Source organism: Blattabacterium sp. (Cryptocercus kyebangensis), assembly GCF_003226855.1.
Taxonomy (GTDB): domain Bacteria; phylum Bacteroidota; class Bacteroidia; order Flavobacteriales; family Blattabacteriaceae; genus Blattabacterium.
The window spans coordinates 227,959-251,095 of the sequence record NZ_CP029820.1 but is presented as its reverse complement, the minus strand read 5'-3'; the positions used below and the strand labels follow the sequence as shown (position 1 = coordinate 251,095).

Sequence of the window (23,137 nt, the reverse complement as noted above, 5' to 3'; positions counted from 1 at the left end):
AAAAAATCTATTTATTTTTATTTATTTCATATTCAGATATATTCATCCCAAAATATAAACCTTTATTTTTCATTTTATTTTCTAACTCTTCCAATGATTTTTTTCCAAAATTTCTCATGTTTAACATACTGGTTTTATTACAAATTACTAAATCAGCTATAGTTTCTATAGAAGCATATTTTAAACAATTTTTTGTACGTACAGATAAATCCATTTCATTTAATTTAGATTTTAGTAATGTACGCATACGTAAAAATTCTTCATCATATTTATTTTCTTTTCCAATTTTTTCAGGTTCTTCTTTTCCAATTTTTTCATGAGAAAAAATAGAAAAATATTGAATCAATATATTAGATGCCTCCATTAAAGCCATCTTAGGGCATATAGATCCATCTGTTTTTATTTCTAATGAAAGGGTTTCAAAATCTGTTTTTTGACCGACACGACAATTTTCTATTGTATATTTTACATTTTTAATAGGAGTGTAAATAGAATCTATAGGAATATTTCCAATTAAATCGTTATTGTTTCTTTTATTTTCTTCTGCAGGAACATAACCTCTTCCTTCTTCAATAGTAAAACTCATTTCTAATGGAATAGATTTATCTTTATTACAAATTAATAAATCCGTATTTAGAATTTGAAAACTAGAAATAAATTTATTAAAAGTTTTTCCGGTTATTTTTTCATCTTTAATTAAAGAAACATTAACTACTTCTTTATTTACTCCATATACTTTCTGTTTTAAACGAATTTTTTTTAAATTCAAGATAATTTCAGTAACATCTTCAATTACTCCTTCTATAGTGGAAAATTCATATTTAACACCTTTAATTCTAACAGAAGTTATAGCAAATCCTTTCAATGAACCTAAAAGTACTCTTCTCAAAGAATTTCCTAATGTAATTCCATAACCAGGTTCTAAAGGCTTTAAATGAAAAGTTCCCTTATAATCTGAAAATTCAGATACTGTAACTTTATTAGGTTTAACAAAATCTAAAATATCCATGGATATTGATTTTTATTTTGAATAAAATTCAACAATTAATTGTTCTTTAATGTTTTCTGGTATTTGCATCCTCTTTGGCATAATTCTAAATATTCCAAACATATTCTTATCATCCAAAATTAACCATTCTACTATAACTCCTATTTTTTTATTTATAGATTCTAATATAACTGGATGTTTTCTAGACTTTTCTCTTATACTAATTTTATCTCCAGGTTTTAATCTAAAAGAAGGAATATTAACAATAGAATCATTTACCAAAATATGTTTATGAGAAATCATCTGACGTGCAGAAGATCTAGATGGAGCAAATTTTAATCTAAAAACAATATTATCAAGACGAGATTCACATGATTGTAATAACAATTCTCCAGTAATTCCTTTTTTTTTTGCAGATTCAATAAATAATCTTTTAAATTGACGTTCTAATATACCATAAGTATATTTTGCCTTTTGTTTTTCTATCAATTGTACAAAATATTCTGATTTTTTACCCCTACGACGACTATTTCCATGTTCACCAGATGGATATTTTCTTCTTTCAAAATATTTATCTTCTCCATATATACATTCTCCAAATTTACGAGAAATTTTCGTTTTTGGTCCTATATATCTTCCCATAATTTTAAAAATTAAACTCTCCTTCTTTTTGGTGGACGACAACCATTATGAGGTAAAGGAGTAATATCTTTTATTAAGGTTACTAAAATTCCAGAATTACTCAAAGCTCGTATTGCCGCATCTCTACCTGCACCAGGTCCCTTTACTTTTACTTCAATTTTTTTTATTCCTGCATTTAATCCTTCTTTTGCTACATTTTCTGCAGCCATTTGAGCAGCATAAGGTGTATTTTTTTTAGATCCCTTAAAATTCATTTTTCCAGCAGAGGACCATGCTATAACCTCTCCTTTTTTGTTCGTTAATGTAATAATAATATTGTTAAACGTAGATTTAATGTGAGCTTCTCCTAATGGATCTACTACTACTGATTTTTTTTTACCCGATGATAATTTTGCCATATTTTTTCTATGAAAAAATTTTATTTTGTTATTTTCTTCTTGTTTGCTACAGTTTTTTTTCTTCCTTTTCTAGTTCTACAATTATTTTTAGTTTTTTGACCTCTCAAAGGTAGCCTTTTCCTATGTCTAGTACCTCTATAACATCCAATATCCATTAATTTCTTAATATTCAATTGAATCTCAGATCTTAATTCTCCTTCTATTTTTAGATTATTTGATATATATTTTCTTATATTACTGATATCTTCATCAGACCAATTTTCTACTTTTATATTTTTATCAATTCCAACATATGATAAAATTTTACTTGATAAACTTTTACTTATTCCATATAAATACATAAGACCAATAACTCCTTTCTTATGTTTTGGAATATCTATTCCTGAAATTCTAGCCATAGAATACAATAATATATATATTAAAACTAACCTTGTCTTTGTTTAAATCTAGGATTTTTTTTATTAATAATACGTAAACGTCCTTTTCTTCTAATAATTTTACAATTATCCGTTCTTTTTTTTAAAGAAGTTCTTACTTTCATAACATATAATAAATTTTATTAATTTTTTTTAATATCTATAGGTGATTCTACCTCTCTTCAAATCATAGGAGGACATTTCTAATCTAACCTTATCCCCAGGTAAAATTTTTATATAATGCATCCTCATTTTTCCTGAAATATGAGCTTTAACAATACAACCATTTTCTAATTCAACACGGAACATAGCATTTGGAGAAGATTCTATAATTATTCCATCTACTTCTATATGCTTTTGTTTAGCCATAAAAATAAAAAATTAAATAGATTATATTATATTATGTGACAATATACATAAAAAATTAAACATAAAATTACTACATTTTATTACTAGAAATATACCTACTATTACGATTTTTTATCATCATTAAATCATCATAATAATAATTCAGTAAATATATTTCAACTTGTTGTATAATATCTAATATAACGCCTACAACAATTAATAATGAGGTTCCACCATAAAATAATGAAAAATTTTGAGTAATTCCTATACGAAAAACTATAGATGGTAATATAGCAATTATAGCTAATAATATAGCTCCAGGAAGTGTTATTTTTGACAAAATAGAATCTATATATTCTACAGTTTCTTTACCTGGTTTTACTTTAGGTATATGTCCCCCATTTCTCTTTAAATCATCAGCTATTTGATTCACTGGAATAGTAATTGCCGTATAAAAAAAAGTAAATATTATCACTAATATAGAAAAAGCTAAATTATACCATAAACCATAAACATCTTGAAATAGATAAAAAAAATTTTTAATTTTTTCATTATTTACGTAATTAAAGAAAGTTAATGGAAAAAGCATAATTGCTTGAGAAAAAATAATAGGCATTACACCTGCAGCAGTCATTTTTAATGGAATATACTGATGTTTTTTATGAATCAATTTAGAGCTTAATCTTAAAGATTTATAATGAGAAACATATTGTACAGGAATTTTTCTAATAGATTGAATAATTACAATGCAAAAAAGAATTACTATTAACCATAATAAAAATTCGAGAAATAAAACAATCATTCCTCCATTTCCAATTTTTAATTTATTATATATTTCTTTTAAAACAGAATCCGGAAAACGAACTATAATTCCGGACATAATAATTAAAGAAATTCCATTCCCTATTCCTTCATCCGTTATTTTATCTCCTAACCACATAGTAAATAATGTTCCAGAAGTCAATATTATTATTCCAATTGTCCAAAATAAAGTTTTTCCATAAAAAGTATTTATATCCAAAAGATAAGTATTAGATAATAATAAATCAGAAGATGATGAATAAGTAATAGGACTAAATTGCTTTGTTAAAGAAATGAGATATAAAGGAGCTTGAATCAAACATATTCCAACAGTTAACCATCTTGTAATAAAGTTAATTTGCCTTTTCCCACTCTCTCCATCCCTCTGTAATTTCTGTAAAAAAGGAATAATAATACACATCAATTGTATTATAATAGAAGCAGATATATATGGCATAATTCCTAAAGCTAAAATAGAAGCACGATTAAAAGCTCCACCAGTAAAAGAAGAAAGAATTTGCATTAATCCTTTAGAACCTGAATTAACGGGTTTCATAAAATCAATAATTCCTAAAGGATTGATTCCAGGAATGGGAATATATGCACCAAAACGATATACTAATAAATAACTTAAAGTTATTATTATTTTTTTCCTTAATTCTTTTGCATTCCAAATATTATGAAATGTAACTAAAAAATTATTCATGAAAATCAATCTATATTCATACGGATAAAGCTTCTCCACCAGCTTTTTGTATATAAAAAACAGCTTTTTTACTAAATTTAGATGCAGTAATTTTCAACGGATATTTTAATATTTTTCTTCCTGCTAAAATTTTTACTAGTCCATTTTTTTTATTTAATAAACGATTATCCAATAATGTTTGTTTATTAATAATATTTGAAACTTTTCCCCTATCTACTAATTCTTGTATAGAATCTAAACTGATTATAAAATATTTTTTTCTATTAGGGCTCCTAAATCCAAATTTAGGAATCCTTCTTTGAATAGGCATTTGTCCTCCTTCAAATCCCAATTTTTTGGAATACCCAGAACGAGATTTAGCTCCCTTATGCCCTCTTCCACAAGTACCACCTTTTCCAGAACCTTGCCCTCTTCCTAATCTTAATTTTTTTTTTTTAGATCCTTTTCTTGGAATCAAAAAATTTAACTCCATAATAAAAATTTATTTATATTTTTTATTTATTATTCCACACCATTATATACTCTTTCAATAGAAATCCCTCTTTCTCTAGAAATAACCTGAACATCTCTCATATATTTTAATGCTTTAATTGTCGCTTTAATTATATTATGAGGATTCGATGATCCTTTAGATTTTGATAAAACATTTCTTAATCCTACAGCTTCAAGAACCGCTCTTAAAGGTCCACCTGCTATAATTCCAGTTCCTTCAGAAGCAGGTTTAATAAGAATATGTGCACCACCATATCTAGCTTCTTGTTCATGAGGGATAGTTCCATTATAAATACAGACTTTACATAAACTCCTTTTTGCTTGTTCTCCTGCTTTACGAATAGCATCAGGAGCTTCCTTAGATTTTCCAAATCCATATCCTACCATTCCATTTTCATTTCCTTTAATAACAATAGCACTAAAACTAAAATATCTTCTTCCTTTAGTAACTTTACATACTCTTGTCACTCCAACTAATCTTTCTTTTAGTTCTAATCCTAAATGTTTTCCTTTTTTATCCAAATAAATCACCACAATTTATTTAAAAATCTAAACCCATTTCTCTAACTCCTTCTGCTAAGGATTTTATCCTCCCATGATACAAATATCTTCCCCTATCAAAAACAACCTTTTGTATTTTTAATAGACTTGCTCTTTTACCTAATAATTTACCAACTTCATTAGATAATTTTATTTTCGTTCTCTTTATTTTCATACTATTTCTAAATATTTTTTCTCTCGAAGAAGAAGATACCAAAGTTTTTCCAGATAAATCATCAATTATTTGTGCATATATAGCTCTATTACTTCTGAAAACAGTAATTCTAGGTTTCTTTTTAGTTCCAAAAATCCTCCCTAATTTTCTTTTATTTTCTTTTATCATAATATTTAAGCAGATTTTCCCGCTTTTCTACGAATATATTCCTTTAAATATTTTATTCCTTTACCCTTATATGGTTCTGGTTTTCTCAACGAACGAATTTTCGAAGCTATCATACCTAAAAGTTGTTTATCATAAGATTTTAATATAAGAATTGTATTTTTCCCTTTTTCTATTCTTACTTCTGCATAAATTTCTTTAGGAATTTTCATCATAATTTTATGAGAAAAACCCAAATTAAACTCCAATATTTCTCCATAATAAGATACTCTATATCCAATTCCTACCAATTCTAATTCCTTTTGGAATCCATTAGAAACTCCTTTTACCATATTATCAATCAATATACGATATAATCCATGTAAAGATTTAGTTTTTTTATCTTCTTGTATTCTACTTAAAAATAATTTATCGTCTTTAAAAATTATCTTTACTTTTTCGGAAATTTTTTGACTTAAAATTCCTAATTTCCCTTTTATAATTATTTTATTATCAATAATATTTACATGGACATCTTTAGGTATAGATATAGGAATTTTTCCAATCCTAGACATAATAAAAAAAATTTTTAGTAAACATAACACAAAATTTCACCTCCTAATTTTTTTTTTCTAGCCTGTTTATCTGTTATTATACCACAAGAAGTAGAAATAATTGCAATTCCCAATCCATTTAAAACACGAGGAATATCTTTATATTTAACATATTTTCTTAATCCTGGTTTACTTATTCTAATTAATCGTTGAATTACGGAATTTTTTTTAAAATATTTTAAAGCAATTTTAATTACTTCTTTATCTATTTTATCTCTTTTTTCCAATTTATAATCCAAAATATAACCATTTTCTAATAAAACTTTAGAAAGTTCTTTTTTTAATTTAGAAGAAGGGATTTCTAATAGTTTATGTTTTACAAAACATGCATTTCTAATTCTAGTTAAAAAATCTGCAATAGGATCGGTATTCATATTTTATTTTTTTTTATAAATTACCAACTTGCTTTTTTTACTCCAGGAATAAGACCTTGGGAAACCATATTTCTGAAAACAATACGAGATATTCCAAACAATCGCATATATCCCCTACTCCTTCCTGTTATAGAACATCTGTTCCGTAAACGAACTGGAGAAGCATCTCTAGGTAATTTTTGCAATAATTCATAACTTTTAGACTTTTTCAAACTCTCTCGTTTTTTTGCATATTTTAATACTATTTTTTCTCTTTTTTTTTGTCTCGCTTTTACAGATTCTTTAGCCATTTATTTATCATTTTTTGAATGGTATTCCAAAATAAAATAAAAGAGATTTTGCTTCTAAATTACTTTTTGCAGAAGTAACAAATGTTATATTCATCCCTATATTTTTTTTAATTTTATCGATATCAATTTCTGGATAAATTACTTGTTCCGTAATACCCATGTTATAATTTCCAAATCCATCAAAACTAGTTTTTTTTACTCCATTAAAATCTCTTACTCTAGGTAAAGAGACTGTGATCAGTCTTTCCAAAAATTCATACATTTTTATCCTTCGTAAAGTAACTTTTACACCTATAGCCATCCCTTTTCTCAACTTAAATCCAGATTCATCATGTTTTGAATAACAAAAAACGGCTTTTTGGCCTACAATAGATGTTATTTCATTCATAGAATGATCTATAAGTTTTTTATCTAATGTTGTAGAACCTACTCCTTGATGTAAAATTATTTTCTTAAGTCTAGGAACTTCCATTACAGAGCTATATTCAAATTTTTTTATTAAATTTGGAATTATTTCTTCTTCATATAATTTATTTAGTCTAGACTGATAAATCATTTATTTTTCCTTTTTTTTCTTTTTTTAAATTAGATATATGTATAGGAGCTTCCTTTTTTATAATTCCTCCTTTAGGATTTTTTGCACTAGGTTTAATATGTTTCTTAATCATATTTATTCCAAATACAATAACTTTTTTCTTTTTAGGAAAAACTTTTAAGACTATTCCTTTAACTCCTTTATAATTTCCTGATAAAATAGAAATTTCATCTCCTTTTTTTATCATATATAAATAAATAAATTTTTATAAAACTTCTTGAGCTAAAGAAATAATCTTCATATATTCCAAATCTCTTAACTCTCTTGCTACTGGTCCAAAAACTCTAGTTCCCATCATTTCTCCAGAAGGATTAATCAAAACACAAGCATTATCATCAAAACTTATATATGAACCATCCTTTCTTCTTGTTCTTTTTTTTGTTCTAATTACTATAGCTTTAGTGATTTGACCTTTTTTTACTATACCACCGCTAGAAATAGCTGATTTTATTGTAACAACTATAGAATCACCTAAAAAAGCATATTTTTTTTTAGACCCTCCTAAAACACGAATAATTAAAGCTTCTTTTGCTCCTGAATTATCCGAAACTCTACATCTAGATTCTTGTTGTAACATCCTATCCTATTTTTCCTAAAATTGAAATTAATCTCCAACATTTATTTTTACTAATAGGTCTTATTTCCATAATTCTTACTTTATCTCCATTTTTGGATTTATTTTCCTCATCATGAACCATATACTTTTTCTTTTTCAAAATACTTTTTCCGTAATACTTATGTTTTACTTTTTTTATTTCAGAGACAATAATTGTTTTATTCATCTTATTGCTAATTACTATTCCCGTTCTTTGTTTTCTAACCTTTCTAAGGTTAGAAATTCCCCTACTTTCCTGTTTTATTATCATTTATTCTTTTATTTAATTCAGTTTTTAATTTGGCAATATATCTTCTCAAAATTCTAATTTTTACAAAATCCTTTTTTAGGTTAAAAACTTGATCAAATTTCATTTTTTGGTAATCCTTTTTTTTAATTTCTATATTCGTTTTAATATCATTAATAGACAAAATTTTAATTTCCGAATATTTTTTCATTCTACAAATTCTTTTGAAAAAATAAATTTCATTTTTATAGGAAATTTTTGAGAAGCTAATCTTAATGCTTCTTTAGCTATTTTCATCTCTACCCCGTCTATTTCAAATAATATCCTTCCAGGTTTAACAACAGAAACCCAAAATTCTACAGGGCCTTTTCCTTTTCCCATACGAACTTCTTGTGGTTTTTTTGTTATTGGTTTATCTGGATAAATATTTATCCACAATTTTCCCTCTCTTTTCATATATCTAGTAGCAGCTACACGAGCTGCTTCTAACTGTCTGGAGGTTATCCATGCCCCTTCCATTGCCTTGATTCCATATAATCCTCTTGAAAGAAAAAGTCCTTTTGATGAATTACCACGTATTCTACCTTTTTGATTCTTTTTATATTTTGTTTTTTTTGGTTGTAACATAAATAATAACTAAATAAAATAACAATAATTATAAAAAATTTATACTTTTTTCTTTCTTTTTAAAAAAGGAGACTTGTTATTATAAAAACGTGATTTTTTTGGTTGTAATCCAAATAATGGAGATAGCTCTTTCTTTCCATATATTTCTCCTTTCATAATCCAAACTTTAACCCCTATACTTCCATAAACTGTATGAGCTACTTCCATATGATAATCTACATCTGCACGAAAAGTTCCAAGAGAAATACGTCCTTCTTTATAAAATTCACGTCTAGCCATCTCAGATCCATTCAATCTTCCAGAAACCTGAATTTTTATACCTTGAGCATTCATTCTCATAGCTGAAATAATAGATAACTTAATTACTTTTTTATAAGATATTCTATTTTCTAATTGTCTAACTAAACCCTTAGCTACTAGAGGAGCATCTAATTCAGGTCTTCTAACTTCAGATATATTAATTTGAACTTCTTTTTTAGTAAGTCTTTTTAATTCTTTTCTAATAGTATCCACTTCATCTCCTCCCTTTCCTATAACAAGTGCTGGTCTAGATGTTCTAATAGTTATCGTAATGAATTTCAAGGTCCTATCTATAAAAATACGAGAAACGATCCCTTTAAGTAAACGAGCTTCTATATATCTTCTAACTTGAAAGTCTTCTTGTATTCTATCCTTGTAATTATTACACCAACTAGATTGCCATCCCATAACTATCCCCAAACGATTAACAATTGGATTTGTTTTTTGTCCCATATAATTAATTTACATATATTTTCTCTCTACTAGAGTAATTAGTACATTACTTGATCTTTTTCTAATTCTATGACCTCTACCTTGAGGTACAGGACGTAATCTTTTTAAAGTCCTACCTTGATTAACTCTAATTTCTTTTATATAGAATAATTTTTGATCAAAATCATCTTCTATATATTTTTTCTTACAATTGGATAATAAAGAGAGAAGTAATTTCCTTAATGAAATAGAAATATTATGTTTCTTACTATATTTTAGTATATTCAAAGCATTTTTAATCTCTTTATTTCGAATAATATCAACTACTAATCTCATTTTTCTTGGAGAACGACGAATTCTATTTAAAGAACCTGAAACAATAGTTTTTTCTTTAAAATTCATTTTATTTTAAGAAAATTCTAATTTTTTACCTTCAATTTGTTTTTAGATCCAGAATGTCCTCTAAAAGTACGAGTAGGAGAAAATTCACCTAACTTATGACCAATCATATGCTCTGTAATATACACATTAATAAATTGTCTTCCATTATGAACTGCAAAAGTTTGCCCTACAAAATCTGGAAGTATTGTAGATGGTCTAGACCATGTTTTAATAACAGATTTCTTTTCAAGTTTAATATTATTCAAAACTTTTTTATACAATTTTTGAGAAACAAATGGACCTTTCTTTAAGGATCTTGCCATAATATAAAAAATTTATTTTTTTCTTCTTTGTAAAATATATTTATCTGAATATTTATTTTTAATACGTGTTTTAAATCCTTTAGAAGGAATTCCTTTTCTACTTCTAGGAATCCCTCCAGAAGCTTTTCCTTCTCCTCCTCCCATCGGATGATCTACTGGATTCATAGCAACACCTCTAGTTCTAGGTCGTCTTCCAAGATGACGATTTTTACCAGCTTTTCCATATATTTCTAATTGATGATCCATATTAGAAACTATACCAATAGTAGCCATACAAGAAATCATAATTATTCTTAGTTCTCCAGAAGGAAATTTAATAGTGGCATACTTTCCATCTTTTGCAAATAATTGAGCATAAGATCCTGCACTTCTAGCTATTTTAGCTCCTTGTCCAGGAGTTAATTCTATACAGGAAATATTTGTTCCTAATGGAATTTCACTTAAAAAAGTAGAATTTCCTATATTAAAAGGTATTTCTTTTCCAGATATAACTTTTTGTCCTATTTTAAATCCATCCATAGCTATGATATAGCGTTTTTCTCCATCTTTATAATGTAAAAGAGAAATAAAAGAAGATCGATTTGGATCATATTCTATAGATTTTATAATAGCATATATTCCAAATTTTCTTCTTTTAAAATCAATAATTCTATATTTCTTTTTATGACCACCTCCAAAATAACGCATAGTCATTTTTCCAAAATTATTTCTACCTCCAGTTTTACATTTTCCTTTTGTTAAAGATTTTTCTGGATTAAAATTTGTAATTTCATCAAAATTATTGATAATTTTAAAACGTTGACTAGGGGTTGTTGGTTTTAATTTTTTTACTGACATTTAGATATTTTTTTGATTAAGAAAATCAATTTTTTGATTTTCTTTTAATTGAATAATAGCTTTTTTCAATCTAATTGTTTTTCCATATAAAAATCCTTTTTTAGTATATTTAGATTTATCTTTTCTAGGATAAATCATTGTTCGAATTTTTTTTGTAGAAACCCCAAATACTTTATCTATTTCTTTTTTTATTTGATTTTTATTGCTTTTTATACATACAGAAAAAGTATAACAAGATTTCTCTTCATTCATGGAAGATTTATCTGTAATAAAAGGTTTAATTAAAATCATATATAACTAATTATTCAATAATTCATGAATCTTATCCATTGAATTCTCAGAAAAAATAACATATAAAGAATTTAATAGAGAATAACTATCTAATTCATTTATATTTAACAATTTAAAATTTTTTAAATTCCTAGATGATAAATATAAATTTTTATTTGGTTTTCCAATTATCATTAGTGATTTTTTATTTTCTAATTCCAAGGATTTTAATATTTTTAAGATTAATTTAGTTTTTGGAACCTCAAATTGAAAATCTTCTATAATTTTTATTTTATTCTCTTTTAATTTATATCCTATAATTGTTTTTTTTACTAAATTCTTAGTTAATTTATTTATTTTTTCAAAATAACGTCTAGGACGGGGACCAAAAATTCTTCCACCTCCTCTAAATATAGGATTTTTAATATCTCCTTTTCTAGATCCTCCAGTCCCTTTTTGTCTATGCAATTTTCTAGTACTTCCAGATAAATCTCCTCTTTCTTTAGATTTATGTGTTCCTTGACGTTGTGCAGATAAATACCTCTTCATTTCTAAATAAATAGAATGATCATAAGATTTTTTACCAAAAAAATTCTCATTAAATTCAATTTTTCTAGTTGTATAATTTCCTTTAATATCCAAAATTTTTAATTCCATTTTTTTTTCTTAATCATTAAGTATGAATTTTTATTTCCTGGAACAGCTCCCTTCAATACTAAAATATTTTGAGATATATCTATTTTTAATATTTTCAAATTCTGAATAGTTACATTTTGACATCCCATTCTACCAGCCATTTTTTTCCCTTTAAAAATACGTGATGGATCAGATCCAGCTCCAACAGATCCAGGTGATCTTAAACGATTATGTTGACCATGGGTCCTTTCTCCCACTCCTGAGAATCCATGTCTTTTTACTACTCCTTGAAATCCCTTTCCCCTAGAGATTCCTTGTACGTCAACTAATTCTCCTTCTATAAGGAAATCTGGATTTATTTTACTGCCTAATTTAAAAGATTCTCTATTTTCAACAAAAATTTCTCTAACTTCCATAAGTTTTTTTTTTGGAGAGATCCCCGCTTTTTTAAAATGTCCTTGTAAAGGATTAGTCGTATGTTTTTTCTTTTTTTCTTCTATTCCTAATTGAATAGAAGAATAACCATCTTTTTTTATAGTTTTTATCTGTACTATATAACATGGACCAATTTTTATAATAGTACATGGTATGTTTTTTCCCCCTTTAGAAAAAAAACTGGTCATACCAAGATTAATTCCTATTAAACCATTCATTTTATTTTTTATTATACTTTAATTTCTGCTTCAACTCCACTTGGTAATTCTAATTTCATCAAAGCATCTACTGTTTTTGATGAAGCATTATGAATTTGTAAAAGTCTTTTGTGGGTTGGAAGAAGAAACTGCTCTCTAGACTTTTTATTTACATGAGGAGAACGTAAAACTGTAAATACTTTTTTTTCAGTAGGTAATGGGACTGGACCATTCAAGATCACTCCTGTTGGTATAACAGAGCTTACAATTCTTTCAGCAGATTTATCTAATAAATTATAATCGTAGGATTTTAATTTAATTTTTATATTATGACCCATGGCGTCAATATTATTTATTTTTTATTTTTTTTTTTTTATTAGCTACATAATAATTTCCCATAATAATATTATCCATAATAGTTTTTGGAACTATATCATAATGAGAAAATTCCATAACGGAACTACCCCTTCCAGAAGAAAGTGTCCGTAATATAGTAACATATCCAAACATTTCAGATAAAGGGACTAAAGCTTGAATTACTTTTATATTTTTTCGATTATCCATATTTCTAACAATACCTCTTCTTCTATTTAAATCTCCTATAATATCTCCCATATTTTCTTCTGGAATTACTACTTCCAACTTCATAATTGGTTCTAATAAAACAGGATTAGATTTTTTTGTGGCTTCTCTAAAACCAAGTTTTCCTGCTATCTCAAAAGATAACTGATCAGAATCTACAGAATGATAAGATCCATCTAATACTGTAACTTTTGCACTATCTATTTCATATCCTGATAAAGGACCACTTTTCATCATTTCTTTACATCCTTTCTCTATAGAAGGAATATATTCTTTAGGGATATTTCCACCTTTTATTTTATTAATAAATTCTAATCCAGATGTACCTATATTTCCTGGTTCTATTCGAAATAATATATCTGCATATTTACCTCTACCCCCTGTTTGTTTTTTATAAATTTCTCTATGTTCTACTAAATCTTTTAAAGCTTCTTTATATTCTACTTGCGGTTTTCCTTGATTTACTTCTACTTTAAATTCTCTTTTCATACGGTCTACAATAATTTCTAAATGTAATTCTCCCATTCCGGAAATAATAGTTTGTCCAGTATAATTATCTGTACGAACTTGAAAAGTAGGATCTTCTTCCATTAATTTAGATAAAGCTAAACTCATTTTATCTATATCTGATTTAAATTTAGGTTCAATAGCAATACCAATAACTGGATCTGGAAAAGATATATTCTCTAAAAGAATTGGAAATTTTTCATCACATAAAGTATCTCCTGTTTTAATATTTTTAAATCCCACTATAGCAGCAATATCTCCTGCTCCTATCTTACAAATAGGATTTTGTTTATTGGCATGCATTTGATATATTCTAGAAATACGCTCTTTATTTCCAGATCTTGTATTCAAACTATATGATCCAGAATGAACTTTTCCAGAATATACTCTAAAAAAAGCCAAACGTCCTACAAAAGGATCACTGGATATTTTAAATGCTAAGGCAGAAAAAGGTTCTTTTTCACTAGCCTTTCTCGTTTCTATTTTTTTATTGATAGGATTAATTCCTACAATATCTTTAACATCAAGAGGAGAAGGAAGATAACGACATACTCCATCTAGCATGGCTTGTACTCCTTTATTCTTAAAAGAAGAACCGCAAAATACAGGAATTATTCTCATATTTATTGTATTCTTTTGCAAAGAATTTATGATTTCTTCTTCAGAAATAGGAGAACCATTATACAAGAACTTTTCCATAATAACATCATCATACTCCGATAAAGATTCAATAATCTTATTTTGATATTCTTTTACTATATTTTTCATTTCAAATGGAATAGGAACTTCCTGATATGTAACTCCATAATTATTTTCATCCCATACAATAGCTTTATTAGATATTAAATCTACAACTCCTACAAAATTATCTCCATATCCAATAGGAATTTGTAATGGAATAGAATTAGCCCCCAGCATTTTTTTCATTTGTAAACAAACATTAAAAAAATCTGCTCCTTGACGATCCATTTTATTTACAAATGCTATTCTAGGAATATTGTATTTATCTGCCTGTCTCCATACTGTTTCTGATTGAGGTTCTACCCCATCCACTGCACTAAATAAAACAACCATTCCATCTAATATTCTCAATGATCTTTCTACTTCTACAGTGAAATCAACATGACCAGGAGTGTCAATAATATTGATTTGATATTTTTTATTTCTGTATATCCATTCACAAAATGTAGCTGCAGAAGTAATAGTAATTCCACGTTCTTGTTCTTGTAACATCCAATCCATTGTTGCAGCTCCATCATGGACCTCTCCTATTTTATGATTTATTCCAGTATAAAATAAAATTCTTTCTGTAGTTGTAGTTTTACCTGCATCAATATGTGCCGCAATTCCTATATTTCTTGTATATTTTAAGTCTCTTTCCATTTTTATTTTCTAAAATCTAAAATGAGAAAAAGCTTTATTTGCTTCAGCCATTTTATGAATATTTTCTTTTCTTTTTACTGCTTCTCCTTGTTCTTTATGTGCATCTAGTATCTCAAAAGCTAACTTACTTGACATACTTTTTTCACTTCTAATAGAAGCACAAGATATAAGTAATTTCATTGCTTTTGTTATTTTACTATTGGAGGAAATAGGAATAGGAACTTGAATATTAGATCCCCCCATACGACGACTTTTTACCTCTACATGAGGCATTACATTTTTTAATCCATTTTTCCATATTTCTAATGCAGATTTTTCTTCTTTTTCTTTAATATCTTCTATTTTTTTCATCGCATCATAAAATATTTTATATGCTAAATTTTTTTTACCATTTTTCATTAAATGATTAATAAAACGAGAAACTAGAGGATCATTAAATCTTGGATCAGGAAAATATATTTTTCTTTTTTTCTTTATTTTTCTCATTTTAGATAGAAATTACTTTTCTTTTTTAGAAATTTTAGCTCCATATTTACTTCTACTTTTTTTTCTTCCATTTACACCGGCTGTATCACGAGCACCTCGTACTATTTTATATTTTACTCCTGGTAAATCCTTTACTCTACCTCCTTTTACTAACACTATAGAATGTTCTTGAAGATTATGACCTTCTCCAGTTATATAACAAATAACTTCTTTACCATTTTTAAAACGAACACGAGCTACTTTTCGCATAGCAGAATTAGGTTTTTTTGGAGTAGTAGTATAAACACGTGTACAAACACCTCTTCGTTGAGGACAAAATTCTAATGCAACAGATTTTCTTTTTTTAGAAATAGATGATCTTCCCTTTCTAATTAATTGTTGTATAGTAGGCATATTTTATTTAGGATTAGAATACAAAGAAAACAAATTATATTATTTAATAACAAATTACAACTAAAATTCAAAAATAAAATTAAAAATTATCAATTTAAATTTTCTCATTTTGAAAGGGTTCTTCTTCCAAAGAATGAACATTAAGTTCATCATAAATATAACGGAAAGTAGAAAGTAAACAAGGATATCCATCAACAATAGCTACATTATGTTCAAAATGAGCAGAAAGATCTCTATCTAAAGTAGTAATAGTCCAACCATCTTTATGAAAAAAGATTTCAGGGGTTCCTTTATTAACCATTGGTTCTATAGAAAGAACCAATCCTTCCCTTAATTTTATTCCTTTTCCTTTTTTACCAAAATTAGGTACTTGAGGATTTTCGTGCATTTTTTTTCCTAATCCATGACCTACAAGATCTTTTACTACACTGTACCCATGTTTTTCAATACAAGATTGTATAGAATATCCTATATCTCCAACATAATTTCCTTTTTTACATTTAGACAATCCAATATAAAGAGATTCTTTTGAAGAATTAAGAAATTTTTTTATTTTACTTGAAACTTTTCCAACTTCAAAAGTATACGCATGTTCTCCATAAAATCCATTCATATAAACACCACAATCTATAGACAAAATATCTCCTTCATATAAAGGATTTTGATTAGGGATTCCATGTACAACTTGATAATTAGGAGAAACACACAAAGTATTTGGAAAATCATATAATCCTAAAAAAGCAGGTATTCCTCCATGATCACGAATAAAATTTTCAGCAAGTTTATCTAAATAAAGAGTATTTACACCAGGTTTTACTTCTTTTGTTAACATTCCTAATGTTTTTGATGCTAGAAAAGCACTCTTTTTTATAAGAATGATTTCTTCAATTGTTTTAACCATAATACATTTACTTACTTATCTTTTCTATTATAGATATTCCATTCATAATATTAGGTTTCGGTAAATTCATTAATTGAAGAATAGTAGGAGAAACATCTGATAAAACAGCTTCTTTTTTTAAAAGAATATTTTTATTATTCTTAAAAATTTGATCCAACAGAATAAAAGGGACAAAAGAACTAGAATGAGAAGTATTTGGACTTCCATCAGGGTTAATCATATAATCTGCATTCCCATGATCTCCAACTATCATAACTGTATATAAATTTTTTAAAGCTTCTTCGGAACAAATTTTTGTACAATAATCAATAAATTCACATGCTTTTATTGTTTCTTTCATTTTTCCAGTATGACCAACCATATCCGGATTTGCAAAATTTAAACAAATAAAATCAACTTCTTTTTTTTTTAATTCAGGAATAATTCTATTTACAATTTTTTTTGCACTCATTTCAGGTTTTAAATCATAAGTAGTCACTTTAGGTGATTTACACAGAATACGAGTTTCTCCAACAAAAGGAATTTCACGTCCTCCTGAGAAAAAAAAAGTAACATGTGGATATTTTTCTGTTTCAGCTATACGAATTTGTTTTTTCCCTTCTTTTTCTAATATTTCTCCTAAAGTATTTGATAAATTTTCTTTTTTAAAAAGAACATAAACATTTTTATATTCAGGATTATAACAAGTCATAGTTATATAATACAAATCTAATTTTTTTATTCCAGAAAAAGAATTGGTATTCGTATCTTTTTCAAGATTATTTGTTAAAAATTCTGTTAATTGTCTTGATCGATCCGAACGAAAATTAAAACAAAAAACTACGTCATCTTTTTCTATTTTAGAAATAGGATTTCCAAAATTATCAATACTTATTATAGGTTTTAAAAATTCATCAGTAATTCCTTTATTATAAGAATCTTCTATATATCTCAATATATTATCGTATTTACAATAATATCCTTTTGAATGAACGATTGCATCGTATGCTATTTGAGTCCTATCCCATCTTTTATCCCTATCCATGGAATAATATCTTCCAATAACAGAAGATAATTTTCCAACATTTTTTCTCATAAAAGAGAAAAGATTTTTTAAATAAAAAATTCCTTTTTTAGGAGAACTATCACGTCCATCTGTAAATGCATGTACAAAAACCTTTTTTATCCTTTTTTTATGAACCATTTTAAGCAAATAAAAAAGATGATTTATATGTGAATGGACTCCTCCATCTGATAATAAACCAATAAAGTGAATTTTTTTTTTAGTATAAGAAACATAATCAAAAATAGAATTTACTTTTCTTTGAAATATTTTATTTTGAATAGAATTATTTATTTCTTCCAAACTTTGAATTACTTTTCGACCAGATCCTAAATTTATATGACCTACCTCTGAATTTCCCATTTGTCCTTCTGGTAATCCTACAGATAATCCAGATGCCTGTAATTTACTAAAAGGAAAATATTTATAACAAGAATCTATAAATGGAGTTTTAGCCATATGAATAGCAGAACTAGAATATTTTTCAGAAGAAGATAAACCCCATCCATCTAAGATTATCAATATCAATTTTTTCATTTAGGAAATACTTATTCTTTTATAAGAATTTATTTTTACGTTTTTCGAAAATGATCTATTCATATATTCTTGAACCGTTATATTATTATCTTTTATATATTTTTGATTAAATAGAGTATTCTCCAATATAAATTTTTTCATTCTTCCCAAAATCATTTTTTCCTTTATTTGATCTGTTTTTTTTTCTTTTTCTATCTGAAATCTAATAATTTCTAATTCTTTTTTTATTAAATCTTCTGGTATTTCTTTTTTATTTATAGCTATTGGATTCATAGCTGTAATATGCATAGCAATATTTTTTGCAATTGATTTTTTAATTTCAAAAGAAAATCCAACTAAAGACGCTATTTTATTATTATGTGTATAATTTACCACAAATGGAGAATTTATTTTCTCAAATATTTTTAATTCTAATTTTTCATCAAAAACACTTATTTTTTCAATAATCATTTCTCGAATACTTCTTCCATGATATGAACTAGATAAAAAATCTTTTTTTGTATTGTATAAAAATGATTTTTCAGATAATTTTGATAAAAAATTCAAAAAATCTGAACTTCTGGAAAGAAAATCAGTTTCACAACTTAAACCAATAATCGTTCCAGATGTTTGATCAATATTTACAGAAGATAAAATTGCCCCTTCTTTAACTTCCAAAGAAGAACGATTTATAGCAATTTTTTCTCCTTTTTTTCTTAAAAAATCGATAGCCTTTTCAAAATTTCCATTGGTTTTTGTTAAAGCTATCTTGCAATCCATTATTCCAATACCAGTAATTTTTCTTAATTTATAAATTTGAAAAATTGAAATTTTCATAATTTTTCATTTATAGATTCTTTTTCTTCACGTTCATTTTTTTTCAATAAAAGACCTTGTTGAATTGCTTTTGTCACAAATTGTAAAATAATATCAATAGATTTAGAAGAATCATCATTGGAAGGAATAGGATAATCTATTCCATTTGGATCTGTATTAGTATCCACCATAGCGAATATAGGAATCTTTAACTTTATAGATTCTGATAGAGCTATTTTTTCTTTGAATGGATCTACCAAAAAAACACCTCCTGGAAGATGATTCATAAAAGAAATACTTCCTAAATTTTTATACAATTTAACATATAATCTATTTATCAATAATCTTTCTTTTTTAGATAAAGTCTCAAAAGTTCCATTTTTTTTCATTTTTTCTATACTATTCATTTTCTTTACAGACTTTCGAATAGTAGTAAAATTTGTTAATAATCCACCTAACCATCTTTCTGTTACACAAGGCATATTTACACTTTTTGCATAAAAAAAAACTTTTTCTTTAGCCTGAGCTTTCGTTCCTACTAACAAAATTTTTTTTCCAAATGTTACAATTTTTTTTAATTCTTGGCATGCCTTATCTAATTTAATTACCGTTTTTGATAAATCTATAATATGAAATCCTCCTTTTTTCATAAAAATAAAAGGACGCATTTTTGGATTCCATTTACGAGCAATATGACCAAAATGGACTCCTGCTTTTAATAAATCTTTAGTATTAGCTTTCATTTTTTATTTTATTTTGAATCAATTTTCTAACGTTTTGAAAATTGAAACTTTTTTCTTGCTTTTTTTTGGCCAAATTTTTTTCTTTCTACTTTTCTAGAATCTCTAGTTAATAACCCATTAAATTTCAATATTTTTCTATTATTTTGATCCAATTTACAAAGAGCTCTAGATATAGCTAGACAAATGGCTTCTGCTTGACCATTAAATCCTCCTCCACAAACTTTTATTTTTATATCAAATTTATTATTATTTATTAACTGAAAAGGATATAAAATTTTTCCTTGAATATTCTCTGGAAAATATTTTTCTAATTTTTTAGAATTAATCGTAATAAATTTATTTCCAGGTTTTAAGTAAATACGAGCAAGAGAACGTTTTCTTCTTCCTATAGAATGGATCATTTTTTGTGAATTTTTAATTGAATCGGTTTTTGTGCTTGATGTTTATGTTCAGAATCTGGATAAATATGAAGATTTTTTATAATTTTATTTCCCAAACGATTTTTAGGTAACATTCCTTTAACCGCTTTATATATTATTTTTTTTGAATCTTTAAGAAAAAGATCTTTAGCAAGGGTAATTTTTTTTCCTCCTGGATATCCAGTATAACGAATATATTTTTTAGTAATCCATTTTTTTCCTGTAAGTTTTATTTTTTTAGAATTTATTACAATAACATAATCTCCACAATCTAAATTTGGAGAAAAATTAGTTTTATGTTTCCCTCTTATTCTAAAAGCAACCTTAGTAGAAAATCGACCTAAATACTGATCTTTTGCATCCATTATAATCCAATTTTTTGGATAATTCTTATTAACAGTTTTAAAACTTAAAAAATCCATACTTAAAATAAATTAATTTAAGAAATATAAGATATTTTCAAATAAAATTTGAATATAAATGACTTTTTGTCATGTTATTATTCCTATTTTTTTTTTATTGAAAGCATATTCTTGTTATTCATTCTATAACTTTATTATGGCATAATGATTGAACTGACTATTGAATGACTATATGAAAAAAAGTAATAAAAATGAGTAAAATTATAGGCATAGACTTAGGGACAACAAATTCTTGCGTTGCAGTAATGGAAATAAATGATCCTGTTGTCATACCTAATTCAGAAGGGAAAAGGACTACTCCATCTATAGTAGCTTTCGTATTAGATGGAGAAAGAAAAATAGGTGATCCTGCAAAAAGACAAGCAGTTACAAATCCACAAAAAACTATTTTTTCAATTAAACGTTTTATGGGAAGAATGTTTTCTGAAGTAACAGAAGAATCAAAGCATATTCCTTATAAAATTGTTAAAGGGGGGAATAATACACCACGTGTTGATATAGAAAATAGACTATATGCTCCTCAAGAAATATCTGCTATGATTCTTCAAAAAATGAAAAAAACAGCTGAAGATTATCTAGGAAAAGAAGTAAATAGAGCCGTTATTACTGTACCTGCATATTTTAATGATGCACAAAGACAAGCTACTAAAGAAGCAGGAGAAATAGCCGGATTGAAAGTAGAAAGAATCATTAACGAACCAACAGCTGCAGCATTAGCTTATGGTTTAGATAAAAAAAATCAAAATAAAAAAATAGTAGTATATGATTTAGGTGGAGGGACATTCGATGTTTCTATTTTGGAATTAGGAGATGGAGTTTTTGAAGTCCTTTCTACTAATGGAGATACACATTTAGGAGGAGATAATTTCGATCAAGTGATAATTGATTATTTATCCAATGAATTTAAATCTAAAGAGAATATAGATCTTAGAAACGATCCTATGGCTTTACAACGTTTAAAAGAAGCTTCTGAAAAAGCTAAAATAGAATTATCTTCTTCTACTAAAACAGAAATTAATTTACCATATATTACAGCTACAGAATCTGGTCCAAAACATATGGTTATCACATTAACTAGATCTAAATTTGAACAATTATCTGAAAATCTAATATTTAGATCTATTAATCCATGTTCCAAAGCATTAGAATCTGCTGGATTATCTACTAAAGATATTGACGAAGTTATTTTAGTAGGAGGTTCTACACGTATCCCAAAAGTACAAGAAAAAGTTGAAAATTTCTTTAAAAAAAAACCATCCAAAGGAGTAAATCCAGATGAAGTTGTAGCTATTGGAGCAGCTATACAAGGAGGAGTTTTAACCGGAGATGTACAAGATGTTTTATTACTTGATGTGACTCCTTTATCTTTAGGAATAGAAACTTTGGGTGGTGTTTTTACAAAACTTATTGAATCCAATACTACTATTCCTACTAAAAAATCAGAAATTTTTTCTACAGCAGCAGATAATCAATCTGCAGTAACTATAAGAGTCGGACAAGGTGAAAGACCAATGTTCAATGATAATAAAGAAATAGGTCGGTTTGATCTAGTTGATATTCCTCCTTCACCTAGAGGAACTCCTCAAATTGAGGTTAGTTTTGACATTGATGCTAACGGAATACTTCATGTCTCTGCAAAAGATAAGGGAACTAAAAAAGAACAATCTATACGAATTGAAACTTCTTCAGGATTAAATCAAGAGGAAATTGAAAAAATGAAAAGAGAAGCTGAAGAAAATGCAAAAAAAGACGAAAAAATAAAAGGGGAAATAGATAAATTAAACGCTGCAGATAATCAGATTTTTCAATCTGAAAAACAGTTAAAAGATTATGGAAATAAATTATCTGAGAATAATAAAAAAAATATAGAAAATTCTTTAGAAGAATTAAAAAAGGCTCACAATAAAAAAGATTTTTCATCTATTGATATTTGTATGAAAAAATTGAACGAAGTTTGGGCTAATGCATCAAAAGAAATTTATTCTCCTAATAATAAAAATAATAATTCAAATGATTCTACAAATGATTCTATTAAAAAAAATAATAACAATAAAGGAAATGAAAATGTACAAGATGTAGATTATGAAGAAGTTAAATAAAAAATAAATTTAAAAACTCCCTAGG

General features: G+C 26.4%; 37 protein-coding genes. 1 reads left to right on the top strand and 36 read right to left on the bottom strand.

The genetic code is table 11. The annotated features are described in order from the left end of the window. Positions 1-7: 7 nt before the first annotated feature. The 36 genes from DM815_RS01295 to rplM all read right to left on the bottom strand — a co-directional run bounded on the left by DM815_RS01295 (position 8) and on the right by rplM (position 21,013). Positions 8-1,009: a DNA-directed RNA polymerase subunit alpha gene (locus DM815_RS01295; RefSeq protein WP_110508783.1), complete on the bottom strand. Its 1,002-nt coding sequence runs from the start codon at positions 1,007-1,009 to the stop codon at positions 8-10. Between the two features lie 12 nt (positions 1,010-1,021). Further along, the gene (gene rpsD / locus DM815_RS01290; RefSeq protein WP_110508781.1) at positions 1,022-1,630 is read right to left on the bottom strand and encodes a 30S ribosomal protein S4; all 609 of its coding nucleotides are present in this window, start codon (positions 1,628-1,630) and stop codon (positions 1,022-1,024) included. 11 nt (positions 1,631-1,641) lie between these two features. After that, the gene (rpsK, locus tag DM815_RS01285; protein WP_110508779.1) at positions 1,642-2,028 is read right to left on the bottom strand and encodes a 30S ribosomal protein S11; all 387 of its coding nucleotides are present in this window, start codon (positions 2,026-2,028) and stop codon (positions 1,642-1,644) included. Between the two features lie 20 nt (positions 2,029-2,048). Beyond that, positions 2,049-2,426: a 30S ribosomal protein S13 gene (gene rpsM, locus DM815_RS01280; protein WP_110509377.1), complete on the bottom strand. Its 378-nt coding sequence runs from the start codon at positions 2,424-2,426 to the stop codon at positions 2,049-2,051. A gap of 26 nt (positions 2,427-2,452) precedes the next feature. After that, positions 2,453-2,569 carry a 50S ribosomal protein L36 gene (gene rpmJ, locus DM815_RS01275; RefSeq protein ID WP_110508777.1) on the bottom strand — a complete coding sequence of 39 codons (117 nt, stop codon included), beginning with the start codon at positions 2,567-2,569 and terminating at the stop codon, positions 2,453-2,455. 28 nt (positions 2,570-2,597) lie between these two features. Then, positions 2,598-2,813 (bottom strand): translation initiation factor IF-1, encoded by a 216-nt coding sequence (gene infA, locus DM815_RS01270; RefSeq protein ID WP_110508775.1) that lies wholly within the window; start codon positions 2,811-2,813, stop codon positions 2,598-2,600. Between the two features lie 70 nt (positions 2,814-2,883). Further along, complete coding sequence (gene secY / locus DM815_RS01265) at positions 2,884-4,299, bottom strand: preprotein translocase subunit SecY (RefSeq protein WP_110508773.1); 1,416 nt, start codon at positions 4,297-4,299, stop codon at positions 2,884-2,886. A gap of 16 nt (positions 4,300-4,315) precedes the next feature. Next, positions 4,316-4,771: a 50S ribosomal protein L15 gene (gene rplO, locus DM815_RS01260; protein ID WP_110508771.1), complete on the bottom strand. Its 456-nt coding sequence runs from the start codon at positions 4,769-4,771 to the stop codon at positions 4,316-4,318. 29 nt (positions 4,772-4,800) lie between these two features. Beyond that, entirely contained in the window at positions 4,801-5,319 is a 519-nt protein-coding gene (gene rpsE, locus DM815_RS01255; protein WP_110509376.1) for a 30S ribosomal protein S5, read from the bottom strand. A 13-nt stretch (positions 5,320-5,332) separates the two neighbouring features. Beyond that, entirely contained in the window at positions 5,333-5,674 is a 342-nt protein-coding gene (gene rplR / locus DM815_RS01250; protein ID WP_110508769.1) for a 50S ribosomal protein L18, read from the bottom strand. Between the two features lie 5 nt (positions 5,675-5,679). Beyond that, on the bottom strand, positions 5,680-6,225 hold the full coding sequence (gene rplF, locus DM815_RS01245; protein WP_110509374.1) for a 50S ribosomal protein L6: 546 nt from the start codon (positions 6,223-6,225) through the stop codon (positions 5,680-5,682). A 14-nt stretch (positions 6,226-6,239) separates the two neighbouring features. Continuing rightward, on the bottom strand, positions 6,240-6,638 hold the full coding sequence (gene rpsH / locus DM815_RS01240) for a 30S ribosomal protein S8 (RefSeq protein WP_110508767.1): 399 nt from the start codon (positions 6,636-6,638) through the stop codon (positions 6,240-6,242). 20 nt (positions 6,639-6,658) lie between these two features. Next, positions 6,659-6,928, bottom strand: a complete 270-nt coding sequence (gene rpsN, locus DM815_RS01235) for a 30S ribosomal protein S14 (RefSeq protein WP_110508765.1) — start codon at positions 6,926-6,928, stop codon at positions 6,659-6,661. A gap of 7 nt (positions 6,929-6,935) precedes the next feature. Further along, positions 6,936-7,484, bottom strand: a complete 549-nt coding sequence (rplE, locus tag DM815_RS01230) for a 50S ribosomal protein L5 (protein ID WP_110508763.1) — start codon at positions 7,482-7,484, stop codon at positions 6,936-6,938. Continuing rightward, positions 7,468-7,710, bottom strand: a complete 243-nt coding sequence (gene rplX, locus DM815_RS01225) for a 50S ribosomal protein L24 (RefSeq protein ID WP_110508761.1) — start codon at positions 7,708-7,710, stop codon at positions 7,468-7,470. The genes rplE and rplX overlap by 17 nt, the downstream gene beginning before the upstream one ends. A gap of 18 nt (positions 7,711-7,728) precedes the next feature. Beyond that, entirely contained in the window at positions 7,729-8,100 is a 372-nt protein-coding gene (gene rplN, locus DM815_RS01220; protein WP_110508759.1) for a 50S ribosomal protein L14, read from the bottom strand. 1 nt (position 8,101) lies between these two features. Beyond that, entirely contained in the window at positions 8,102-8,389 is a 288-nt protein-coding gene (gene rpsQ, locus DM815_RS01215) for a 30S ribosomal protein S17 (protein ID WP_110508758.1), read from the bottom strand. Beyond that, a complete protein-coding gene (locus DM815_RS01210; protein ID WP_110508756.1) occupies positions 8,367-8,576 on the bottom strand; it encodes a 50S ribosomal protein L29 in 210 nt (69 codons plus the stop codon). Before DM815_RS01210 ends, rpsQ begins: the two co-directional genes overlap by 23 nt. Continuing rightward, entirely contained in the window at positions 8,573-8,992 is a 420-nt protein-coding gene (gene rplP / locus DM815_RS01205) for a 50S ribosomal protein L16 (RefSeq protein WP_110508754.1), read from the bottom strand. Before rplP ends, DM815_RS01210 begins: the two co-directional genes overlap by 4 nt. A 39-nt stretch (positions 8,993-9,031) precedes the next feature. Then, positions 9,032-9,745, bottom strand: a complete 714-nt coding sequence (gene rpsC, locus DM815_RS01200; RefSeq protein ID WP_110508752.1) for a 30S ribosomal protein S3 — start codon at positions 9,743-9,745, stop codon at positions 9,032-9,034. A 9-nt stretch (positions 9,746-9,754) separates the two neighbouring features. Next, positions 9,755-10,126, bottom strand: a complete 372-nt coding sequence (rplV, locus tag DM815_RS01195; RefSeq protein WP_110508750.1) for a 50S ribosomal protein L22 — start codon at positions 10,124-10,126, stop codon at positions 9,755-9,757. A gap of 17 nt (positions 10,127-10,143) precedes the next feature. Further along, positions 10,144-10,428: a 30S ribosomal protein S19 gene (rpsS, locus tag DM815_RS01190; protein WP_110508748.1), complete on the bottom strand. Its 285-nt coding sequence runs from the start codon at positions 10,426-10,428 to the stop codon at positions 10,144-10,146. 12 nt (positions 10,429-10,440) lie between these two features. Then, entirely contained in the window at positions 10,441-11,265 is an 825-nt protein-coding gene (rplB, locus tag DM815_RS01185; RefSeq protein WP_110508746.1) for a 50S ribosomal protein L2, read from the bottom strand. Continuing rightward, a complete protein-coding gene (gene rplW, locus DM815_RS01180) occupies positions 11,266-11,556 on the bottom strand; it encodes a 50S ribosomal protein L23 (RefSeq protein ID WP_110508744.1) in 291 nt (96 codons plus the stop codon). 6 nt (positions 11,557-11,562) lie between these two features. Then, positions 11,563-12,192: a 50S ribosomal protein L4 gene (gene rplD, locus DM815_RS01175; protein WP_110508742.1), complete on the bottom strand. Its 630-nt coding sequence runs from the start codon at positions 12,190-12,192 to the stop codon at positions 11,563-11,565. Next, a complete protein-coding gene (gene rplC, locus DM815_RS01170; RefSeq protein ID WP_110508740.1) occupies positions 12,183-12,824 on the bottom strand; it encodes a 50S ribosomal protein L3 in 642 nt (213 codons plus the stop codon). Before rplC ends, rplD begins: the two co-directional genes overlap by 10 nt. An 11-nt stretch (positions 12,825-12,835) precedes the next feature. Then, positions 12,836-13,141: a 30S ribosomal protein S10 gene (rpsJ, locus tag DM815_RS01165; RefSeq protein ID WP_110508738.1), complete on the bottom strand. Its 306-nt coding sequence runs from the start codon at positions 13,139-13,141 to the stop codon at positions 12,836-12,838. A 10-nt stretch (positions 13,142-13,151) separates the two neighbouring features. Then, on the bottom strand, positions 13,152-15,275 hold the full coding sequence (gene fusA, locus DM815_RS01160; protein ID WP_110508736.1) for an elongation factor G: 2,124 nt from the start codon (positions 15,273-15,275) through the stop codon (positions 13,152-13,154). Positions 15,276-15,284: 9 nt separating this feature from the next. Next, positions 15,285-15,761, bottom strand: coding sequence for a 30S ribosomal protein S7 (rpsG, locus tag DM815_RS01155; RefSeq protein WP_110508734.1), 477 nt, complete (start codon positions 15,759-15,761; stop codon positions 15,285-15,287). Between the two features lie 12 nt (positions 15,762-15,773). Next, entirely contained in the window at positions 15,774-16,154 is a 381-nt protein-coding gene (rpsL, locus tag DM815_RS01150; RefSeq protein ID WP_110508732.1) for a 30S ribosomal protein S12, read from the bottom strand. A 94-nt stretch (positions 16,155-16,248) separates the two neighbouring features. Continuing rightward, complete coding sequence (gene map, locus DM815_RS01145) at positions 16,249-17,055, bottom strand: type I methionyl aminopeptidase (protein ID WP_110508730.1); 807 nt, start codon at positions 17,053-17,055, stop codon at positions 16,249-16,251. Positions 17,056-17,062: 7 nt separating this feature from the next. After that, a complete protein-coding gene (gene gpmI, locus DM815_RS01140; RefSeq protein WP_110508728.1) occupies positions 17,063-18,634 on the bottom strand; it encodes a 2,3-bisphosphoglycerate-independent phosphoglycerate mutase in 1,572 nt (523 codons plus the stop codon). Next, positions 18,635-19,450, bottom strand: coding sequence for a translation elongation factor Ts (tsf, locus tag DM815_RS01135; protein ID WP_110508726.1), 816 nt, complete (start codon positions 19,448-19,450; stop codon positions 18,635-18,637). Next, on the bottom strand, positions 19,447-20,172 hold the full coding sequence (rpsB, locus tag DM815_RS01130) for a 30S ribosomal protein S2 (protein WP_110508724.1): 726 nt from the start codon (positions 20,170-20,172) through the stop codon (positions 19,447-19,449). Before rpsB ends, tsf begins: the two co-directional genes overlap by 4 nt. 26 nt (positions 20,173-20,198) lie before the next feature. Further along, a complete protein-coding gene (gene rpsI / locus DM815_RS01125) occupies positions 20,199-20,573 on the bottom strand; it encodes a 30S ribosomal protein S9 (protein WP_110508722.1) in 375 nt (124 codons plus the stop codon). Beyond that, positions 20,570-21,013: a 50S ribosomal protein L13 gene (rplM, locus tag DM815_RS01120; protein WP_110508720.1), complete on the bottom strand. Its 444-nt coding sequence runs from the start codon at positions 21,011-21,013 to the stop codon at positions 20,570-20,572. The genes rpsI and rplM overlap by 4 nt, the downstream gene beginning before the upstream one ends. 191 nt (positions 21,014-21,204) lie before the next feature. Here rplM and dnaK point away from each other — a divergent pair, with 191 nt between their 5' ends. Continuing rightward, positions 21,205-23,112 (top strand): molecular chaperone DnaK, encoded by a 1,908-nt coding sequence (gene dnaK, locus DM815_RS01115; RefSeq protein WP_110508718.1) that lies wholly within the window; start codon positions 21,205-21,207, stop codon positions 23,110-23,112. The last annotated feature ends 25 nt before the right edge of the window (positions 23,113-23,137 follow it).

What these genes read in the sequence shown, in the direction of transcription:
- infA (WP_110508775.1), bottom strand. Translation starts at nt 2,813, where the DNA reads ATGGCTAAACAAAAGCATATAGAAGTAGATGGAATAATTATAGAATCT.
- rplP (WP_110508754.1), bottom strand. Translation starts at nt 8,992, where the DNA reads ATGTTACAACCAAAAAAAACAAAATATAAAAAGAATCAAAAAGGTAGA.
- rpmJ (WP_110508777.1), bottom strand. Translation starts at nt 2,569, where the DNA reads ATGAAAGTAAGAACTTCTTTAAAAAAAAGAACGGATAATTGTAAAATT.
- tsf (WP_110508726.1), bottom strand. Translation starts at nt 19,450, where the DNA reads ATGAAAATTTCAATTTTTCAAATTTATAAATTAAGAAAAATTACTGGT.
- rplV (WP_110508750.1), bottom strand. Translation starts at nt 10,126, where the DNA reads ATGAATTTTAAAGAAAAAACTATTGTTTCAGGTTCTTTAAATAGAATT.
- rpsB (WP_110508724.1), bottom strand. Translation starts at nt 20,172, where the DNA reads ATGAAAGCTAATACTAAAGATTTATTAAAAGCAGGAGTCCATTTTGGT.
- rplC (WP_110508740.1), bottom strand. Translation starts at nt 12,824, where the DNA reads ATGAATGGTTTAATAGGAATTAATCTTGGTATGACCAGTTTTTTTTCT.
- DM815_RS01210 (WP_110508756.1), bottom strand. Translation starts at nt 8,576, where the DNA reads ATGAAAAAATATTCGGAAATTAAAATTTTGTCTATTAATGATATTAAA.
- rplB (WP_110508746.1), bottom strand. Translation starts at nt 11,265, where the DNA reads ATGTCAGTAAAAAAATTAAAACCAACAACCCCTAGTCAACGTTTTAAA.
- dnaK (WP_110508718.1), top strand. Translation starts at nt 21,205, where the DNA reads ATGAGTAAAATTATAGGCATAGACTTAGGGACAACAAATTCTTGCGTT.
- rplE (WP_110508763.1), bottom strand. Translation starts at nt 7,484, where the DNA reads ATGATTTATCAGTCTAGACTAAATAAATTATATGAAGAAGAAATAATT.
- rpsM (WP_110509377.1), bottom strand. Translation starts at nt 2,426, where the DNA reads ATGGCTAGAATTTCAGGAATAGATATTCCAAAACATAAGAAAGGAGTT.
- rplR (WP_110508769.1), bottom strand. Translation starts at nt 5,674, where the DNA reads ATGATAAAAGAAAATAAAAGAAAATTAGGGAGGATTTTTGGAACTAAA.
- rpsK (WP_110508779.1), bottom strand. Translation starts at nt 2,028, where the DNA reads ATGGCAAAATTATCATCGGGTAAAAAAAAATCAGTAGTAGTAGATCCA.
- secY (WP_110508773.1), bottom strand. Translation starts at nt 4,299, where the DNA reads ATGAATAATTTTTTAGTTACATTTCATAATATTTGGAATGCAAAAGAA.
- rpsQ (WP_110508758.1), bottom strand. Translation starts at nt 8,389, where the DNA reads ATGATAATAAAACAGGAAAGTAGGGGAATTTCTAACCTTAGAAAGGTT.
- rplM (WP_110508720.1), bottom strand. Translation starts at nt 21,013, where the DNA reads ATGGATTTTTTAAGTTTTAAAACTGTTAATAAGAATTATCCAAAAAAT.
- rplD (WP_110508742.1), bottom strand. Translation starts at nt 12,192, where the DNA reads ATGGAATTAAAAATTTTGGATATTAAAGGAAATTATACAACTAGAAAA.
- map (WP_110508730.1), bottom strand. Translation starts at nt 17,055, where the DNA reads ATGGTTAAAACAATTGAAGAAATCATTCTTATAAAAAAGAGTGCTTTT.
- rpsL (WP_110508732.1), bottom strand. Translation starts at nt 16,154, where the DNA reads ATGCCTACTATACAACAATTAATTAGAAAGGGAAGATCATCTATTTCT.
- gpmI (WP_110508728.1), bottom strand. Translation starts at nt 18,634, where the DNA reads ATGAAAAAATTGATATTGATAATCTTAGATGGATGGGGTTTATCTTCT.
- rpsI (WP_110508722.1), bottom strand. Translation starts at nt 20,573, where the DNA reads ATGATCCATTCTATAGGAAGAAGAAAACGTTCTCTTGCTCGTATTTAC.
- rpsN (WP_110508765.1), bottom strand. Translation starts at nt 6,928, where the DNA reads ATGGCTAAAGAATCTGTAAAAGCGAGACAAAAAAAAAGAGAAAAAATA.
- rpsC (WP_110508752.1), bottom strand. Translation starts at nt 9,745, where the DNA reads ATGGGACAAAAAACAAATCCAATTGTTAATCGTTTGGGGATAGTTATG.
- rplN (WP_110508759.1), bottom strand. Translation starts at nt 8,100, where the DNA reads ATGTTACAACAAGAATCTAGATGTAGAGTTTCGGATAATTCAGGAGCA.
- rpsS (WP_110508748.1), bottom strand. Translation starts at nt 10,428, where the DNA reads ATGGCAAGATCCTTAAAGAAAGGTCCATTTGTTTCTCAAAAATTGTAT.
- rpsG (WP_110508734.1), bottom strand. Translation starts at nt 15,761, where the DNA reads ATGAGAAAAATAAAGAAAAAAAGAAAAATATATTTTCCTGATCCAAGA.
- rpsH (WP_110508767.1), bottom strand. Translation starts at nt 6,638, where the DNA reads ATGAATACCGATCCTATTGCAGATTTTTTAACTAGAATTAGAAATGCA.
- rpsJ (WP_110508738.1), bottom strand. Translation starts at nt 13,141, where the DNA reads ATGGGTCATAATATAAAAATTAAATTAAAATCCTACGATTATAATTTA.
- rplF (WP_110509374.1), bottom strand. Translation starts at nt 6,225, where the DNA reads ATGTCTAGGATTGGAAAAATTCCTATATCTATACCTAAAGATGTCCAT.
- rplO (WP_110508771.1), bottom strand. Translation starts at nt 4,771, where the DNA reads ATGGAGTTAAATTTTTTGATTCCAAGAAAAGGATCTAAAAAAAAAAAA.
- rplW (WP_110508744.1), bottom strand. Translation starts at nt 11,556, where the DNA reads ATGATTTTAATTAAACCTTTTATTACAGATAAATCTTCCATGAATGAA.
- fusA (WP_110508736.1), bottom strand. Translation starts at nt 15,275, where the DNA reads ATGGAAAGAGACTTAAAATATACAAGAAATATAGGAATTGCGGCACAT.
- rpsD (WP_110508781.1), bottom strand. Translation starts at nt 1,630, where the DNA reads ATGGGAAGATATATAGGACCAAAAACGAAAATTTCTCGTAAATTTGGA.
- DM815_RS01295 (WP_110508783.1), bottom strand. Translation starts at nt 1,009, where the DNA reads ATGGATATTTTAGATTTTGTTAAACCTAATAAAGTTACAGTATCTGAA.
- rplX (WP_110508761.1), bottom strand. Translation starts at nt 7,710, where the DNA reads ATGATAAAAAAAGGAGATGAAATTTCTATTTTATCAGGAAATTATAAA.